Annotated in this window: 16 protein-coding genes; 9 read left to right on the top strand and 7 right to left on the bottom strand. The window is 42.1% G+C overall.

The window, feature by feature from the left end:
* Positions 1–65: 65 nt before the first annotated feature.
* From ACQCT8_RS13440 to ACQCT8_RS13420, 5 genes are all read left to right on the top strand, one after another.
* Positions 66–1187, top strand: coding sequence for a M20/M25/M40 family metallo-hydrolase (locus tag ACQCT8_RS13440; protein ID WP_426871914.1), 1122 nt, complete (start codon positions 66–68; stop codon positions 1185–1187).
* 80 nt (positions 1188–1267) lie between these two features.
* Positions 1268–1756 carry a chemotaxis protein CheW gene (locus ACQCT8_RS13435; protein WP_426871913.1) on the top strand — a complete coding sequence of 163 codons (489 nt, stop codon included), beginning with the start codon at positions 1268–1270 and terminating at the stop codon, positions 1754–1756.
* A gap of 330 nt (positions 1757–2086) precedes the next feature.
* Complete coding sequence (locus ACQCT8_RS13430; protein WP_426871912.1) at positions 2087–3325, top strand: DNA polymerase IV; 1239 nt, start codon at positions 2087–2089, stop codon at positions 3323–3325.
* A gap of 101 nt (positions 3326–3426) precedes the next feature.
* Positions 3427–4836 (top strand): NADP-dependent phosphogluconate dehydrogenase, encoded by a 1410-nt coding sequence (gene gndA / locus ACQCT8_RS13425; protein WP_426871911.1) that lies wholly within the window; start codon positions 3427–3429, stop codon positions 4834–4836.
* Between the two features lie 60 nt (positions 4837–4896).
* Positions 4897–5259, top strand: coding sequence for a DoxX family protein (locus ACQCT8_RS13420; RefSeq protein WP_426871910.1), 363 nt, complete (start codon positions 4897–4899; stop codon positions 5257–5259).
* Between the two features lie 189 nt (positions 5260–5448).
* Here ACQCT8_RS13420 and zwf read toward each other — a convergent pair whose 3' ends face one another.
* Positions 5449–6912: a glucose-6-phosphate dehydrogenase gene (gene zwf / locus ACQCT8_RS13415; RefSeq protein ID WP_426871966.1), complete on the bottom strand. Its 1464-nt coding sequence runs from the start codon at positions 6910–6912 to the stop codon at positions 5449–5451.
* Positions 6913–7190: 278 nt separating this feature from the next.
* On the opposite strand from zwf, the gene rnz reads away from it, so the two are divergent.
* Positions 7191–8120 (top strand): ribonuclease Z, encoded by a 930-nt coding sequence (gene rnz / locus ACQCT8_RS13410; RefSeq protein WP_426871909.1) that lies wholly within the window; start codon positions 7191–7193, stop codon positions 8118–8120.
* Between the two features lie 30 nt (positions 8121–8150).
* Here rnz and namA read toward each other — a convergent pair whose 3' ends face one another.
* The 3 genes from namA to proC form a co-directional block, all read right to left on the bottom strand.
* Positions 8151–9173 (bottom strand): NADPH dehydrogenase NamA, encoded by a 1023-nt coding sequence (gene namA, locus ACQCT8_RS13405; RefSeq protein WP_426871908.1) that lies wholly within the window; start codon positions 9171–9173, stop codon positions 8151–8153.
* A 68-nt stretch (positions 9174–9241) separates the two neighbouring features.
* Positions 9242–10387 carry a glycosyltransferase gene (locus ACQCT8_RS13400; RefSeq protein WP_426871907.1) on the bottom strand — a complete coding sequence of 382 codons (1146 nt, stop codon included), beginning with the start codon at positions 10385–10387 and terminating at the stop codon, positions 9242–9244.
* Positions 10388–10450: 63 nt separating this feature from the next.
* Positions 10451–11272, bottom strand: a complete 822-nt coding sequence (proC, locus tag ACQCT8_RS13395) for a pyrroline-5-carboxylate reductase (RefSeq protein ID WP_426871906.1) — start codon at positions 11270–11272, stop codon at positions 10451–10453.
* A 522-nt stretch (positions 11273–11794) separates the two neighbouring features.
* Between proC and ACQCT8_RS13390 the strand changes: the two genes are divergently transcribed.
* Together ACQCT8_RS13390 and ACQCT8_RS13385 are read left to right on the top strand one after the other, a co-directional pair.
* Positions 11795–12799, top strand: coding sequence for an MBL fold metallo-hydrolase (locus ACQCT8_RS13390; protein WP_426871905.1), 1005 nt, complete (start codon positions 11795–11797; stop codon positions 12797–12799).
* Entirely contained in the window at positions 12777–13571 is a 795-nt protein-coding gene (locus tag ACQCT8_RS13385) for an SDR family NAD(P)-dependent oxidoreductase (RefSeq protein WP_426871904.1), read from the top strand. Before ACQCT8_RS13390 ends, ACQCT8_RS13385 begins: the two co-directional genes overlap by 23 nt.
* A 9-nt stretch (positions 13572–13580) precedes the next feature.
* On the opposite strand, the gene ACQCT8_RS13380 is transcribed toward ACQCT8_RS13385, so the two are convergent.
* On the bottom strand, positions 13581–13793 hold the full coding sequence (locus tag ACQCT8_RS13380) for a CDGSH iron-sulfur domain-containing protein (protein WP_426871903.1): 213 nt from the start codon (positions 13791–13793) through the stop codon (positions 13581–13583).
* Positions 13794–13915: 122 nt separating this feature from the next.
* On the opposite strand from ACQCT8_RS13380, the gene ACQCT8_RS13375 reads away from it, so the two are divergent.
* Complete coding sequence (locus tag ACQCT8_RS13375; RefSeq protein ID WP_426871902.1) at positions 13916–14248, top strand: iron-sulfur cluster biosynthesis family protein; 333 nt, start codon at positions 13916–13918, stop codon at positions 14246–14248.
* 195 nt (positions 14249–14443) lie between these two features.
* On the opposite strand, the gene ACQCT8_RS13370 is transcribed toward ACQCT8_RS13375, so the two are convergent.
* Positions 14444–15370 (bottom strand): alpha/beta hydrolase, encoded by a 927-nt coding sequence (locus ACQCT8_RS13370; protein ID WP_426871901.1) that lies wholly within the window; start codon positions 15368–15370, stop codon positions 14444–14446.
* Between the two features lie 55 nt (positions 15371–15425).
* A complete protein-coding gene (locus tag ACQCT8_RS13365) occupies positions 15426–16328 on the bottom strand; it encodes a hydroxymethylglutaryl-CoA lyase (protein WP_426871900.1) in 903 nt (300 codons plus the stop codon).
* Positions 16329–16395: the final 67 nt, after the last annotated feature.

The raw sequence follows: 16395 nt of genomic DNA, 5'->3' as shown, positions 1-16395 counted from the left end.
GCTTTGTGAATCACCGGGTTTCACGGTATACTAAGCACCGTGAATACATAATTGGAGGGAATAACATGATTAATGAGAAAAGATTGTTAGATGAATTTTTAGAGCTTGTTCAAGTGGACTCTGAGACGAAGTTTGAAGCTGAAATTGCGGAGCTACTGAAGAAGAAGTTCAGCGGTCTTGGGGTGCATGTGGAAGAGGACAGCAGTATGGGCGAAACCGGCCACGGAGCCAATAATTTGATTTGCACGCTTGAAGGAACGAAACAAGGGGCCGATCCGATCTATTTTACTTCCCATATGGATACTGTAACTCCAGGAAAAGGAATTAAGCCAGTCGTAAAAGATGGATATGTTCATTCTGACGGCACCACGATTCTCGGTGCCGACGATAAAGCCGGCATCGCAGCTATGATTGAATTAGTTCACCAGCTAAAAGAAAATCAGGTACCCCACGGCACCATCCAATTCATTATTACAGCAGGAGAAGAATCTGGTCTTGTCGGAGCTAAAGCCCTGGATCCTTCTTATGTAAAAGCGAAATACGGATTTGCTGTTGATAGTGACGGAGATGTTGGAGGCATCATCGTAGCAGCCCCAACACAGGCGAAAGTAAGAGCCGTGATTCACGGCAAAACAGCGCATGCGGGAGTTGCTCCTGAAAAAGGTATATCTGCTATTACGATTGCCTCTAAAGCAATTGCCTCCATGCCGCTTGGACGCATCGATGAAGAAACAACAGCGAATATCGGACGCTTTGAGGGAAGCAGTGCAACAAATATCGTTTGCGACAGAGTTGATATTTTGGCAGAAGCACGGTCTCTAGTTCCAGAGAAAATGGAAGCTCAGGCAGCTAAAATGAAAGAAGCGTTTGAAAACGCAGCAAATGAAATGGGCGGCAAGGCAGAAGTTGAAATTGAAATCATGTATCCAGGCTTTAAATTTGAAGAGCAGGACGAAGTGGTGCAAATTGCCTTAGCCGCAGTCGAAGCAATTGGCAGAACCTCATCTTTATTAACCAGCGGAGGCGGCAGCGATGCCAATGTCATTGCCGGAATGGGCGTGCCGACAGTGAACTTGGCGGTCGGATATGAAGAGATTCACACTAAAAATGAAAAAATGCCGATTAAAGAGCTGAATAAATTAGCTGAACTCCTGGTTTCAATTGTAAAAGAAGTTTCAAACCGCTAAGTTGCAAAAAAAGGTATCCTTCTCTTGGCAAGAATATGGTACATTAGACTTATCTATTCTAATCGGAGGGAAGTTCACACATGAATGACAGTCAAAAATATGTAGTATTTGCAAGTGGCAATGAAGAATATGCGGTTAAAATTGAATCCATACTTTCAATTGAGAAAGACGAACATCGCACTCCTCTTCCGCATCTGCCCTCGTATATGATCGGCATTACAAATGTGCGGGGAGATCTCCTTCCTGTTCTGGACTTTGAAAAAATTCTGGGTCAGCCTGAAGGAAATGAATTAACTCAAGCAAAAATTCTTGTGTTAAAAACGGATAATCTGCTGCTGGCACTTCGTGTAACAGAAGCCAGAGAAATTCTGGATATTCCTGCTGCTTCCATAAAGGAATTGGGTCTTATCGCGTATTCCAAAGCTAAGTATTTTACAGGAATTGCACAAGCAGGGGACCGGTTAATTACTGTTGTGGACCCGGGGGCTATGGCTCACAGTCTGGAAGGCATCAAAGAAATATTCGATTATATGGTTGAGGTTAAAGCTGAAATAAACGCACCGCAATAAATTTAATAGAGTTGGACATATACCGGAGAGCGACCGCTAAAGGCGTATTAATCCGGTCAAAGAGCCAGAGACGTTCATTTAGTCTCAGGCTCTTTTTATTTATGATCATGCTTCATAATAGATCCTAATCTCTACCTGTAGAAGGATTTTACTTTGATCAATAAAGACTCATGTCTGCAGCTTTAACAATAAAATGGCGAGAACGCCACCACTTTAAGCGACAAGTTATAGCCCGGTAAAAGAGGGGTGCTCAATGTATTGGTAGGTCCGATTCTTCTTCATTTAAGAACAAAAAAAATTGTTGTACAATAAGATGAAGGGGGTGCCGGTATGAAAAAAAGGGGAAAAATCATTTTGCATGTTGATATGAACAGTTTTTATGCATCTGTTGAAGCAGCGCATGATCCTTCTTTAAAAGGAAAACCCTTGGCCATTGCGGGCAACCCGGAAGAAAGAAAAGGAATTGTAGTGACGTGCAGCTATGAAGCACGATCGTATGGTGTGAAAACGACAATGCCGCTTTGGGAAGCAAAAAAGCTTTGCCCTTCTTTAATTGTGATGAGACCTAACTTTGACCGATACAGGGAAGCGTCTAAAGCCATGTTTGCCATCCTTTGCTCTTATACAGAACTCGTAGAGCCAGTATCTATCGATGAAGGGTATATGGACATGTCAGAGCTAATCGATCAAGACCCGATTGAGCTTATACAAACCATTCAGGAGCGAATACTGCGGGAACTTGATCTGCCATGCAGCATCGGTGTTGCGCCAAGTAAGTTTTTAGCTAAAATGGCTTCAAATATGAAAAAACCACTCGGTATTACCGTCCTTCGAAAAAGAGATGTCCCCCTCATTATGTGGCCCATGGATGTCCGTGCCATGCATGGAATTGGTGAAAAAACAGCCCAAAAGCTATACGGCATCGGAGTAAAGACCATAGGGGATCTTGCGAATGGAGAAGAGGTCCAGCTCAAAGCCCTGCTTGGCATAAACGGCAAAAGATTAAAGGACAGGGCAAATGGAGTGGATGAAAGAAAAGTAGATCCTGAAAGCGTCTATGATTTTAAAAGTGTAGGCAATTCGATGACCCTGCCAAAGGATGTTTCAAATCAATCTGAATTGATTTCTGTCTTATTTAAACTATCCCAAAAGGTGAGTCAGCGGCTTAAAGCGAAAGGAATGCTTTGCTACAGTCTATCTGTAATGATCCGCTTTAAAGATCGTAAAACCATTACCAGAAGCTGTACGCTGAATAGTCCGATTGATCATCAGGATGATTTGCTTGCTGCTGCAAAATCCCTGTTTTTGTCTCACTGGGATGGAACATCGATCAGGCTGCTTGGTGTAACAGGTCAGGAATTAGTGGAACGAAGGCAGGCTGTCAAGCAGCTGGATCTTTTTTCGTATGAAGAAGATGCCAGGCATGAACCTGTAGATAAAGTATTGGATGAGATTAAGAAACGGTATGGCACCGGTAAATTAAGCAGGGGAATGATGGTCAAAAAAAATAATCACTTTCCTGCTGCAGAAACGAGTTTCAGTAAAGATTTTCTAAAGGATCATGAATGAAGGCATTTTTTTCGCCTTTAGCTGAAATAGTGTTACAATAGTGATTGATTATTTGGATGCTTGTAAAAGCAATACATCTTGTAATAGAAAGGACGTTAAACATGTCAAAACAACAAATTGGTGTAGTGGGTCTTGCAGTTATGGGGAAAAACCTTGCCTGGAATATTGAAAGCAGAGGATTTTCAGTAGCTGTGTATAACCGTTCATCCTCCAAAGTGGATGATATGATTTCAGAATCCCAAGGAAAACAGATATATGGTACATACAGCCTTGAGGAATTTGTTGAATCACTTGAATCCCCAAGAAAAATTCTGTTAATGGTAAAAGCGGGTGCTGCAACGGATGCTACAATTAACAGCTTGCTGCCTTTGCTTGATCAAGGTGATATTTTAATAGATGGAGGAAACACGTTCTATAAAGATACCATCCGCCGCAATCAGGAATTGAGCGAGCATGGTGTTCATTTTATTGGAACTGGCGTGTCCGGCGGAGAAGAAGGAGCGCTGACCGGTCCATCTATTATGCCTGGCGGTCAAAAAGAAGCATACGATTTAGTGGCTCCTATTTTTGAACAGATTTCAGCTAAAGTAAACGGTGAAGCATGCAGCACATATATTGGACCGGACGGCGCAGGACATTACGTAAAAATGGTTCATAATGGCATAGAATACGCTGATATGCAGCTGATTGCAGAATCTTATTTCCTTATGAAAAATGTTCTGGGTCTTTCCGCAGAAGATCTGCACGAAGTTTTTGCAGATTGGAATAAAGGAGAGCTCGACAGTTATTTAATCGAGATTACTGCGGACATTTTCAGGAAAAAAGATGAAGAAACCGGTAAACCAATGGTCGATGTGATCTTGGATAAAGCAGGTCAAAAAGGAACAGGAAAATGGACAAGCCAAAGCGCTCTTGATCTGGGAACGCCGCTGCCTATTATTACTGAATCTGTTTTTGCCCGTTTTATATCAGCCATAAAAGAAGAGAGGGTTCATGCTAGCAAAGTGCTAAGCGGTCCAGCAGCTGTTGCTCCTCAAAAAGATAAAAAAGAAGTAATTGAAGCGATTCGTCGTGCCCTTTATATGTCTAAAATTGCTTCCTATGCTCAAGGCTTCGCTCAGATGAAAGCAGCATCAGAGGAGTACAACTGGGATCTTAAATTTGGAGATATTGCCATGATTTTCAGAGGTGGCTGCATTATTCGCGCTCAATTCCTTCAAAAAATCAAAGAGGCCTATGACCGTGAACCGGGATTAACTAACTTAATGCTGGATGAATATTTCAAAGAGATTGTTGAATCTTATCAGTCTGCTCTGCGTGAAGTGATTTCCCTTGCCGTTCAAAACGGAGTTCCTGTTCCAGGATTCTCAACGGCATTGGCATACTACGACAGCTACCGCACCGAAACTCTGCCTGCAAACCTGATTCAGGCTCAGCGTGATTACTTTGGTGCCCACACGTATCAGCGAGTAGATAAAGAAGGCACTTTCCACACAGAGTGGATGGAATAAAAAGTTCAGGATCAGACCTCTTTCACAGGAAAGAGGTCTTTTTACAAAGGAGATGTTGATATGACATTTTTGTCAAGAGTGTTCGGTGCCTTTATGGGATATGCCGGAATTATGCATTTTAAAAAACCAAAGATGTTTATGAGAATTGTTCCGCCTTTTCTGCCATTTAAAAAAATGCTTGTGATCGTATCAGGCATTGCAGAAGTTATGATCGGCTTATTACTCGTTATAAACAAAGGATCGAGGATGGCGGGTAAAATGCTGACTTGGCTGCTGCTAGCTGTATGGCCGGCCAACGTCTATATGGCAATTCAAAACAAACCATTGAAAAAGGGACATAAACCTATGCCTCTTCTGCTTTGGATAAGAGTGCTTCTTCAGTGGCCAATGATTCAGTGGGCAAGAAAAATAGGAGAGAAGTAAATTTTGACGTTATTTAAATAAAAATAAGCCTGAGACATATGTCTCAGGCTCTTTGTTTTTCTGCGCTTCAGGCGGGATCTTTTTGCAGGTTAGGCACTGAGACTTTCAAGGCCTTTACCTGCATAAGTCTCAAGCAGCTGTCATGTACTGCTGAATTGTGTCCCTTAGTCTTTTAGGGGCTTAAAATGGCTACTTGTTGTCGAGTTCTCCAACAGACCACCATTCATAGCCATCATCTTCAAGTAATTTAAAGCTTTTATCCGGCCCCATAGAACCAGGTGCATAATTAGGGAATGATTCTTCTTTTGTGGACTCCCAGTGATCTGAAATTTTGTCAACAAAACTCCACGATCTCCGCACTTCATCCCAGTGGGTGAAATTCGTGGCATCTCCCATAATACAGTCATAAAGCAGTTTTTCGTAAGCTTCAGGTGTATTGATGCCATCCACGCTGCTGGCTGAGTAACTAAGCTTTACAGGCTTAGTATTTACGCCCTCGCTTGTTTTCTTAGCATTTAAATGCAGCGTTACACCCTCATCTGGCTGAATGTGTATCACAAGCAGATTAGGGTCGAGAGAGTGTTCTTTATTATAGTAAAGATTCATTGGTATGTCCTTAAATTGAACGACAATTTTTGTAGATTTTACAGCCATCCTTTTTCCTGTGCGAATGAAAAATGGCACTCCTGCCCATCTGAAATTGTCAATTAACACTTTACCTGCAACAAAGGTTTCTGTATTGGACAATGAATCCACATTTTCTCCGTCACGGTATCCATCTACCGGTTCATCATTTACTGTGCCTCTGCCATACTGCCCCCGCACGAAATAATCATCTACTTCTTTGCCTTCTACCGGACGCATTGCCCGAAGCACACGAACTTTTTCACTTCTGATTTCATCGGTGCTGAGGCTGATTGGCGGCTCCATGGCAAGAAGGGCAACCATTTGCAGCATGTGATTCTGCACCATATCCCTAAGTGCGCCGCTTGTTTCGTAATATCTGCCTCGCTCCTCCACGCCGAGTGTTTCGGATGATGTAATCTGGATATTTGATATAAATCGGTTATTCCATAACGGTTCAAAGATTGCATTGGCAAATCGGATCACTTCAATATTTTGCACCATTTCCTTGCCAAGATAGTGGTCAATCCGGTAAATCTGCTCTTCAGAAAATGACTGACGGATTTGTTTATTCAGGGCTGATGCTGACGGCAGGTCATGACCAAATGGCTTTTCGATGACCAGGCGGCAGAATCCCTTCGTATCTGTCAGACCGTCCTGCTTTAGATGATCTGTTATGGTGCCGAAAAATTCCGGAGCCATTGCAAGATAAAAAATCCGGTTTCCGTTCAGCGCAAAGGTTTCATCAAGCTGATCTGCGAGTGTTTTTAGTTGTATGTAGGAGTCGGAATCAGAAACATCATGAGACTGATAAAAACTGTGCTCAATAAAGGTTTCAATATGCTCTTTTGAGTGGGAAGAGGCTTCAAGCGATTCCCGCACATGCTCTTTAAAGCGGTCATGCGACCATTCTCTTCTGCCGACGCCAAGCAGTGCGAAGCTGTTAGACAAGCTTCCTTTTAAATACAGCTGATAAAGAGATGGAAACAGTTTTCGTTTCGCAAGGTCGCCTGTTGCACCAAAAATCATAATTAATGTAGGTTGTGTTTTTTCTTGTGTCACGTTCAGGACCTCACTTTTATAGTTATCATACTTCGTTCAGCTAATCAAACTAACTGCAAAAATTACAATATCTAAATTGTATAGATGGAGGCGAGGATATGCAACCGTTTTGCAATGAGCGTAAGCAATTCATAGTCATTTACTAATAATTAACAAAATAATTCATAATAATATTATGTAAACTTACTAATTCTTCACAGAAAAATAAATCTTATGGTATGATATTGCTCGAACGGAGGTGCAGCATGCAATTATTATTTTTAGGAACTGGGGCAGGGGTGCCTGCAAAGCATCGAAATGTATCTGCTATTGCCTTAAAACGGCTGAATAAAAAAGGAGCCATTTGGCTTTTTGACTGCGGGGAAGCGACCCAGCATCAAATTTTACATACAGTGATAAAACCAAGGAGAATTGAAAAAATTTTTATTACACACCTCCATGGCGATCACCTTTTCGGGTTGCCGGGATTTCTTTCCAGCCGGTCCTTTCAGGGTGGCGAAGACCCGCTGACAGTATATGGTCCTAAAGGAATCAAAGCTTTTATCGAAACATCTCTTCAAGTCAGTTCAACTCATCTGAAGTACCAAGTAGAAATAGTTGAAGTGCATGACGGAATGATTATTGAGGATGATGAGACTCAAATAGAAGTGGGAGAACTTGATCATGCAATCCAATCATTCGGCTACCGCATTGCAGAAAAAGACCGGCCTGGGGAGTTGCAGGCAGATCGCTTGATGAAACTTGGTATACATCCAGGACCGATTTATAAAAAGCTGAAAGAAAAACAGATTGTTGAATGGAATGGAATGAAACTGAATGGCTCCGATTTTCTTGGTGAGGATAAAAAGGGGCTTATTATAACTGTTCTTGGAGACACCCGCTTGTGCAATCGTTCGATAGAACTGGCAAAAGATGCGAATCTTTTAGTCCATGAAGCGACGTTTGAACGCTCAAGTGAAAAGATGGCGCATGAATATTATCATTCAACCACTGCCCAGGCAGCCTTTGTTGCTCAAGAAGCTGGTGCTCATGAATTGTGGATTTCCCACATCAGTTCCCGCTATACTGAGGACGACTGCGAAAGGCTGGCAGAAGAAGCAAAAGCCATTTTCCCCAATAGCCATCTTGCTCATGATTTTAGTGAAACCTCCATTGTTACACGTAAAAACACCTGAAGCCGCATAAAAGCAGCTCCAGGTGTTTTATTAGTTGTTCCAGCCTCGTTCATATTGAACCGGCGACTTGATTTCAGTTTTTAGCTCTTTTGCGGCAGTTCTCGGCCAATATGGGTCACGCAGCAGTTCACGTGCAAGAAAAATAAGATCAGCTCTCTCGTTTTGAAGAATTTCTTCTGCTTGAATCCCGCTTGTAATCAGGCCGACAGCCCCAACGGGAATCCCGGCACCCTGACGGATGGTTTCAGCCATTTTCACCTGGTAACCAGGGTACACCTGAATTCTCGCAGGCACCACTGCCCCGGAGCTGACATCGACTAAATCCACACCCTGTTCTTTCATCCACTGTGCATAAGGAATATAATCTTCAGCAGATAAACCGCGATCATCCCAGTCGCTGGCTGAAACACGAACAAGTAATGGACCGGTCCACACCTCTTTAACAGCATCAATAATTTCTCTTAAAAAGCGATATTGATTTTCCTTAGATCCGCCATACTGATCCGTTCTATGGTTGGATAGGGGGGATAAAAATTCATTAATCAAATAACCGTGGGCTGCATGAATTTCGATGATGTCAAATCCAGCTTCAGCCGCTCTTCTTGCGCCTTGTTTAAAAGCTTCCACCGTCTCCTGAATATCCTCAATCGACATTTCAACCGGTGTTTTCATTTGATCGTTAAAAGGAATGCTGCTTGGAGCGATACTGTCTCCGTCAGCCATGGATTTTCTTCCCGCATGAGCAATTTGAATCGCGGTTTTAGAGCCAAGCTCCTTGATAAGAGAAACAAGCTCCTTCAAACCTTCAACATGATCATCGCTCCAGATCCCAAGGTCTTCATTGGAGATTCTCCCCTGCGGCGTAACTGCTGAAGCTTCCAGCATAATCAGTCCGACCTGTCCTGCTGCCCGGCTGCTGTAATGTATTTTATGCCAGTTTTCAACTTTTCCATCCTGATTATGGCTCGAATACATACACATAGGCGCCATGACGATTCGATTTTTTAATGTTACATTTTTGATTGTATAAGGTGAAAATAGAGCGGTTGTCATTTTTATGCCTCCTGCACTGTTTAGAGTTCCTAAGTAGTATACCAAGCAGGCCTGGCAGAACCAAAAGATTAGCTTTTTTTCAGCTGTTTTTTGATTTCCTTAATCGGATAAGTAGTATCTCGCCATTTAATCCCGCCCCTAATCAGTGTTAGAAAAACTGCTCTGCTTATCGCATAGATAAATAAGAGAACGGAAAGCGGAAACATCGCTACTGTCCAGGGTGAAAATAAAGTGAGTTTTTTTGTAATCGCCAGGCTTATAGCGGCTAGTAAAAGGATCGTTAAAATGCTCATCATTCGAACTGGGAGCGCACTGTGGAATAAAGTGATAAAAGGAAGAAATTGTGAAGCAAACACACCTGTGACTGCGGCTGCAGCTAGCAGATAGCTGTAATGTAGACCTGCAAAAGTATTTTTCTCTAAGCCACGGATCGCTTCTTTAAGTGAAGGATACCATTCAACATGAAGGAGCGACAGACCCGTCACCATCCGCTGTTTGAGCCTGTGTCTTTTTACAAGCATCCCCAGCTGTAAATCGTCATCCGGACGCATTCTGATTTTCTGATGACCGCCTAGTTCCTGATACGCTTTCCGGCTCAGCATATTAAAAGCACCAATTCCCATCCCCGTTTTCTTATGATCTTGGTTTGCAGACCATGGACGCTTAAAATAGGAAAAACCGAATAGAAAAAAAGAAATAAATCCTTGTAATACAAAAGTCTTTGCTACCAAATTTGGTGAAATAGTTAAATGATGAAGTGCATTTCTTGAAAAAAAAGCAACTGCCTTCGCAAGCAGGTCCGGTTCATATCGAACATCAGCATCGGTAAAAACCAGCAGATTGCCTGCAGACTTTCTGGCTCCTGTGTGAAGAGCGTAATTTTTGCCAAGCCAGCCCTCAGGGAGTTTTTCAATATGCACGACATGAATTCTGGAATCATGCTGAGCGAGCCTTTCCATTATTCTTCCGGTTGCATCTGTTGACCGGTCATTCACTAAAATCCATTCCACAGGCTGATACGTTTGTTCAAGCTGAGAGCGGATGCTTTTTTCAATGGTATGTTCTTCATTTCTCGCGGCTATGACAAAGCTGACCATTCCTGCTGAAACCGTTGGAGATTCATTTGAGAGGTCCTGCAGCTGTGAAAGCCCCTTAAATGTATCAATCGCAACAAAAAGCCAGAAAAGCGTAATAAGACTTAATAATATAAACATCGCGATTTCTTCCTTTTTAATTAATGGTACCGGAATAAAAGACCGGCTTGCAAATGTAAGTGCTTAATCAGCCTGCTCGAATAAAGTACGCAGCCTTCCTGAATGTTCAGTGGCTTCTTTAATACAGGCTTTAAATGCTTCTTTCACATGATGTTTTTCAAGCTCCCTGATTCCAGCTTCTGTTGTTCCGCCTTCACTTGTAATGGCTTTTCTTAGATGTGATGGGGACTGGTTTGTCATTATCAGCATTTTAGATGCCCCTTCAAGTGTCTGAAGAATAAACGGTTTGGCTTCTTCCGGCGAGAGGCCAAGTTCAACAGCAGCTTGTTCCATTGCTTCGACTACATAATAAATGTAAGCAGGACCGCTTCCGGATAATCCCGTCACAAGATCAAGTCTGCTTTCTTCCACGATTGTCACGGTGCCTACAGCAGAAAAAACAGAAATAGCCAGTCCCTGCTGTCTTGGGGAAACATGATTATTAAAAGCCAGGCCTGTTGCTGATTGCTGAATGGAAGCGGAAGTGTTAGGCATAGCTCTTGCAATTGGTACGGAATAAGTAAGCCGGTCTGAAATAAACTCAATCGATAATCCCGCAAGAACCGAGATAATCAGCTGATCCTGCGTGACATAAGATCGAATACTCTCAAGAGCTGCTTTGGCATCTTTAGGTTTCATTGCCAGTAGAATGACTTCTGCCCCTTTCATCATTTCACCCAGATCGTAGCTGATATTAACCCGGTACAAATCTTTCATTTTCTGAAGACGTGCAAAGTCAGAGCGGTTTGTTACCCAAAGATTAATATCTTTTAAATTTGGTGCTTGAACCATTCCCTGAATCAGTGATTCTGCCATCGAACCGGCTCCGAGAAAAACAACTTTCATGTTTATTCCTCCTTATATTAGTCTTATCCAATGTGCAAATTAAGAGTGTTCCATATGGTTTTATTCTCTGCCTTTCATGTGCATGTTCTTAATTGCATGAAAAATAAAGCCTAAATAAAAGTAATGATCACACTTTTCGAAATGCAAAAAAGCCCATTCATCCCATATAAAAGGACGAAAGAGCTGCTTCCGTGGTACCACCTTAGTTTGCCGGATCTTAAAGATTCGGCACTCTCTAATTCCCGTAACGAGGGAGAACGGACAGGTTTTCCTGTCACTCAAAGGCAGGTTCGATAATGTGATAAACGTCGAAGTTTTTCAGCCTGTGAACTCCGGTCTCTTTCGCTTCAGCATTATCTACTAGTCCTTGTCATTGCATTAGCAGATGATTTGATTATAAGTGATTATGCGCACCATCCATCTTTCTGTCAAGCCTTTTTAGGAAGAAGATGACTTTTCTTAAAATAAGGGATAAACTAGAGAAGAAGTGAATGACTATTCATTTAATTAGGGAGGCACCAGATGACCATTTTTAACCATGAGATTGCTCAGTTAACCATCCCTACTCCGTTTGCTGTAGGAGATGTTCATGTATATGTGTTAAGAGGAGAGTGTATCACTTTAGTCGATACAGGACCCAAGACAAAGGAGGCCTGGGAAGAAGTCCAAAGACAGCTCTCAGAAATTGGTCTTGCTGCTGATGATATTGATCAGATTGTCCTGACGCATCATCATCCTGACCACGCAGGCTTAATCGAGAAGTTTCCGAAGGCAGAAATTATTGGATCCAGGCAGGGAGAAAGGTTTTTAGTTCGCAATGATGATTTTTTTACTCTTCATGATGCTTTTTATAATGAGTTTTTCCGGTCGATGGGGCTCCCCGACTCGTATTTAGTGCTCATTGAAAAAATGAAGGAACCGCTGCTCACACTGGGAAACAGAGGACTTGATAGAGCCGTATCAGAAGGGGACGTGCTGAAAGGTTTACCTAAGTGGAAAATTATTGAGACACCCGGCCATTCACAAGGACATATCTCTTTATATCGAGAAAATGATGGCTTGTTAATTGGAGGGGATGTATTGCTTGCTAAAGTCTCATCCAACCCCTTAATCGAACCTCCATTTACTTCTTTTGAGAAAAGGCCATTCCCTCAGCTGCAATATAATGAATCGCTGAAACGACTTCAAAAGATGAAGCTTTCTGCCGTGCTTCCTGGTCATGGTTCGCTGGTGACAGATGTTGTTTCACTGATTTCTCACAGGCTGAAAAAACAGCATGAACGGGCTATGTATGTGAAAGGGCTGATTCTGCTTAAAGAGTTAACAGCATTTGATATATGCAGGCAATTGTTTCCTTCAGTTTACCGCAGGCAGCTGGGGTTAACACTTTCTGAAACGATGGGTCAAATTGATTATTTAATGGCAATTGGGGAAATAGAAACAGTAGACCGCCGGGGGGATGCGTATCTTTACCGGGCGTTGACAAAAATGAAGGAGCCAGTAAATGAACCGCAAATTGGAAGGTAAAAAGATTATAATCACTGGCGCATCGAGCGGACTTGGAGGTGAAATTGCCAAAAAATGCGCTGAGCAGGGATCCATCCTTTTTTTGGTTGGAAGAAATCAAGAAAGGCTTGAGGCGATTGTACAGGAAACCTCTTTGCTTGGCTCCCCTGAAGTTCAGGCTTATGCTTTGGACCTGAAAGAAACGAAAAACATTCAAACACTGATCGAATCAATTGATCAGCAAGCTGGCGGAATCGATGTATTAATCAATAACGCAGGTTTTGGACTTTTTGAAAAGCTTGAGCAAACCTCAATCGAAATCATACAAGACATGTTTAATGTTAACGTTCTTTCTATGATTGCACTAACTAAATCCATTCTTCCCTTAATGAAACGGGGAAGTGAAGGGCATATCATTAATATTGCTTCTCAGGCAGGTAAACTTGCCACACCTAAATCTAGCATTTATTCTGCCACCAAGTTTGCAGTGATCGGTTTTTCCAACAGTCTTCGAATGGAATTGGCAGATGAAAATATAAGAGTGACAGTTATTAATCCCGGGCCGATCAATACTTCCTTTTTTGATCAGGCAGATTCATCAGGTACATATGCGCAAAGCGTCAAGCGGTGGATGCTTGATCCTGAAAAAGTTGCAGCTAAAACCGTCAGCTCTATTTATACAAATAAGAGGGAAATTAATATGCCGGTATGGATGAATGCCCTGTCTGTCATCCATACCCTGTTTCCTTCTATAGTGGAAACGGTCGGCAAAAAAGGTTTTCATACAAAATAACCATGCTAATTATTCGTCGAGAATTTTTTCAGCACGGACGCAGGATTCAAACTTCCCTTTATGAGACGCATCACAAAAAGGCATATTCCCGGATAGACCGCATCTGCAAAGCGAAAACACTTTTTTTGTTTGATACAGATTTCCTTCTGCATCGATAAGCTCGACATCACCGGTTACTTTTAATGAACCATTGTCCATCACTTTAATTTGCGCTTTTTCCATTGATCAAACCTCCATTTTAGTATCCATTTTCACTTAAATCATGAGGCAAATTAGGTTAAAAAGCAAGTTGCTCTTAAAGTGGCCCAACAGGTGATATACTAAAAAAATAGGAGGGATCGATGATGAAAATTGAAATAACAGAACGAGCTGCTGAAAAGATTCGTGAAAAGATGATAAATAAAAATGGCTTTGTAAAATTAAAATATGATACGGAAGGAACCGGATGTGTGATGAATGGAGTGCCGGTGCTTTGGTATGTGGATGAGGCAGAAGAAGGGGATGTATCGATTGAAACGAATCTCTTTCCGATCCTTGTGGAAAAGCCCAAGATGGTCTTTTACGATAAAGAATTAAAGATTGACTATTCGGAAGGCTCTAAAATGTTTCAGTTAAAGAGTCCTGGTCAGACGATTAACGGCCGAATGGGCTTTAAAAATCAATCATCATTAACTTGAAAATTTGTTTAAAGCATGAAATAAGAACCGTAAATGAAGCCTGATAGAGACAGCCTCTCAGGTTTTTTTACGGTTCAATGTTTTTTATGATGGGATTTTTGCAGAGACAGAAGCTTGAACCTTCCCAAAACCCGCCTCAGACTTAATCTGCCCATCCATCAAGAGAATCTGTTTTTCCTCTCTTACAAGACGTTCCTACAAACCATTCTCGGCCAGAAAATCATCTATACATCTGCTGTATTCTTCTTCATTAGCGACATAGGACTGAGCATGGTCCCCGTTTTCAGCAATAAAAAGCTTTTTAGGGCCTATTTTTATTTCATATAATTGTTCTGTCATATGAGAGGGTATAAATCCGTCATTTTTACTGTGAATAAACAGGACCGGTTTTTTTATGCTGGCAGTGGCTTCTTTAGGAGAAACAGAATGGATGCTGTAGCCGTCTCTGAGCCTGATAAAAAAAGCGGCCAGCGAGATAGCAAGCCTTGGGGAGCCAACCACTTCTCTATCTTTTTGAATCATAAAGGCCAGTTGTTCTCTGAAATCGGAGAAGGGGCAGTCTGCAATATAAAAATCGGCACGGTCTTCTACAGATCCTGCATACAGCAGCGCAGTAGCTGCTCCCATGGACTCGCCATGAATGCCAAAAATAACATCCTCTCCTTCCCGTTGGATTAAAGTGTCTACAACTGCTTTTAAATCAAGCTTTTCATAAAAGCCATAGCTTGTCGTTCTTCCCCCGGACTCACCATGCCGCCTGTGATCGAAAATGATGGCGTTGAACCCTTTGGACAAAAAAAGGTTCATGTATTTAATAGAGTTTACTTTATTTTCAGTTACGCCATGGCAAAAAATTACGTACCTTTTTGAAGGGTGAGGATGGACGATAATAGTTTTAATTTGATAGCCCTGAGGAGATTGAATCCATATTTCTTCTTTAGGGAGAGAATCATACTCCTTTAGAATAAGACGCTTAGCGGAGACCTCACGCTCAAGAATGACAGTATCTTCTTTTATCGCCATATACATGATCCGGTTTGATAAATAGAAGCCAAGACCTGCAGTTAATGCTCCGGCTGCTCCGGCGACTGCACTGCCAATCAATAGTGCCCTCTTTTTCATCCGATCACCTCAAACGCTGTATTTTTATATATGCTGAAAAGGTCACCTTACATATTCAAGTCCCTTTTTCAATTGTACTGCTAATATAATACCCGCTTAGGATGGGTCTGGATACATAAGGCTTTACGATTGAGATTGCTTCTACAAGCACGTCGGGATTAATGCCGGTTTGAATCCCCATATTCTCCAGCATATAGACCACATCCTCTGTAGCTACGTTGCCGCTCGCTCCAGGTGCAAACGGGCAGCCTCCAAGCCCCCCGGCTGAACTGTCAAAACGGTCAATTCCAGCAAGCAGTGATGCATAGATATTGGCCAGGGCCATTTTTTTCGTATCATGAAAGTGAGCAGTCAGCAGCATTTCAGGCAGCCTGCTTTTCAACAGGGAAAAAAGCTCGAAAGCTTCCTTAGGAGTTGCCCTGCCGATGGTATCAGCTACACTAAGCTCATCTGCACCCGCTTCAGCGAATTGACGGCATAGATCCAGTGTGCTCTGTGGCTCAATCCGGCCTTCATAGGGGCAATAAAAAGCGGTGGAGATACAAGCTCTTACAAAAACACCTTTCGTTTTCAAAATTTTTATTTGGGGGATGAGATCTTCCATCGCTTCTTTAGTGGATTTATTTATATTTTTCTGATTAAAGGTAGAACTGACTCCAAGAAAAACGGCGATTGATTTTGCTCCGGAAGATAAAGCAGCCTCAATTCCTTTTTTATTCGGGGCGAGGACAATGGTTCCTTTTTGATTGCCCGCTAGATGCATTATTTCTTTTGAATCCATCATTTGAGGAACCCACTTTGGTGAGACAAAAGAAGTTACCTCCATCTCTTTAAAACCTGCAGACCATAAATGCCGGATAAACGCCAATTTCGTGTCCGTTGGCACAAATTGTGCTTCATTTTGCAGACCATCACGTGGACCCACTTCGATTAAAGTAACAGAGTCAGGCAGCTTCATTGTTTTTCCCCCTTGTTTAATCGGTACTAAATTTATCGTAACAGAAAGTTTTATAGCGAAAAAGAAG

The sequence above is a fragment of the Jeotgalibacillus proteolyticus genome (assembly GCF_050107735.1).
In the GTDB taxonomy this organism is placed as follows: domain Bacteria; phylum Bacillota; class Bacilli; order Bacillales; family Jeotgalibacillaceae; genus Jeotgalibacillus; species Jeotgalibacillus proteolyticus_A.
Note: the sequence above shows the minus strand (reverse complement) of the source record. Positions and strands in the feature narration are given on the sequence as shown.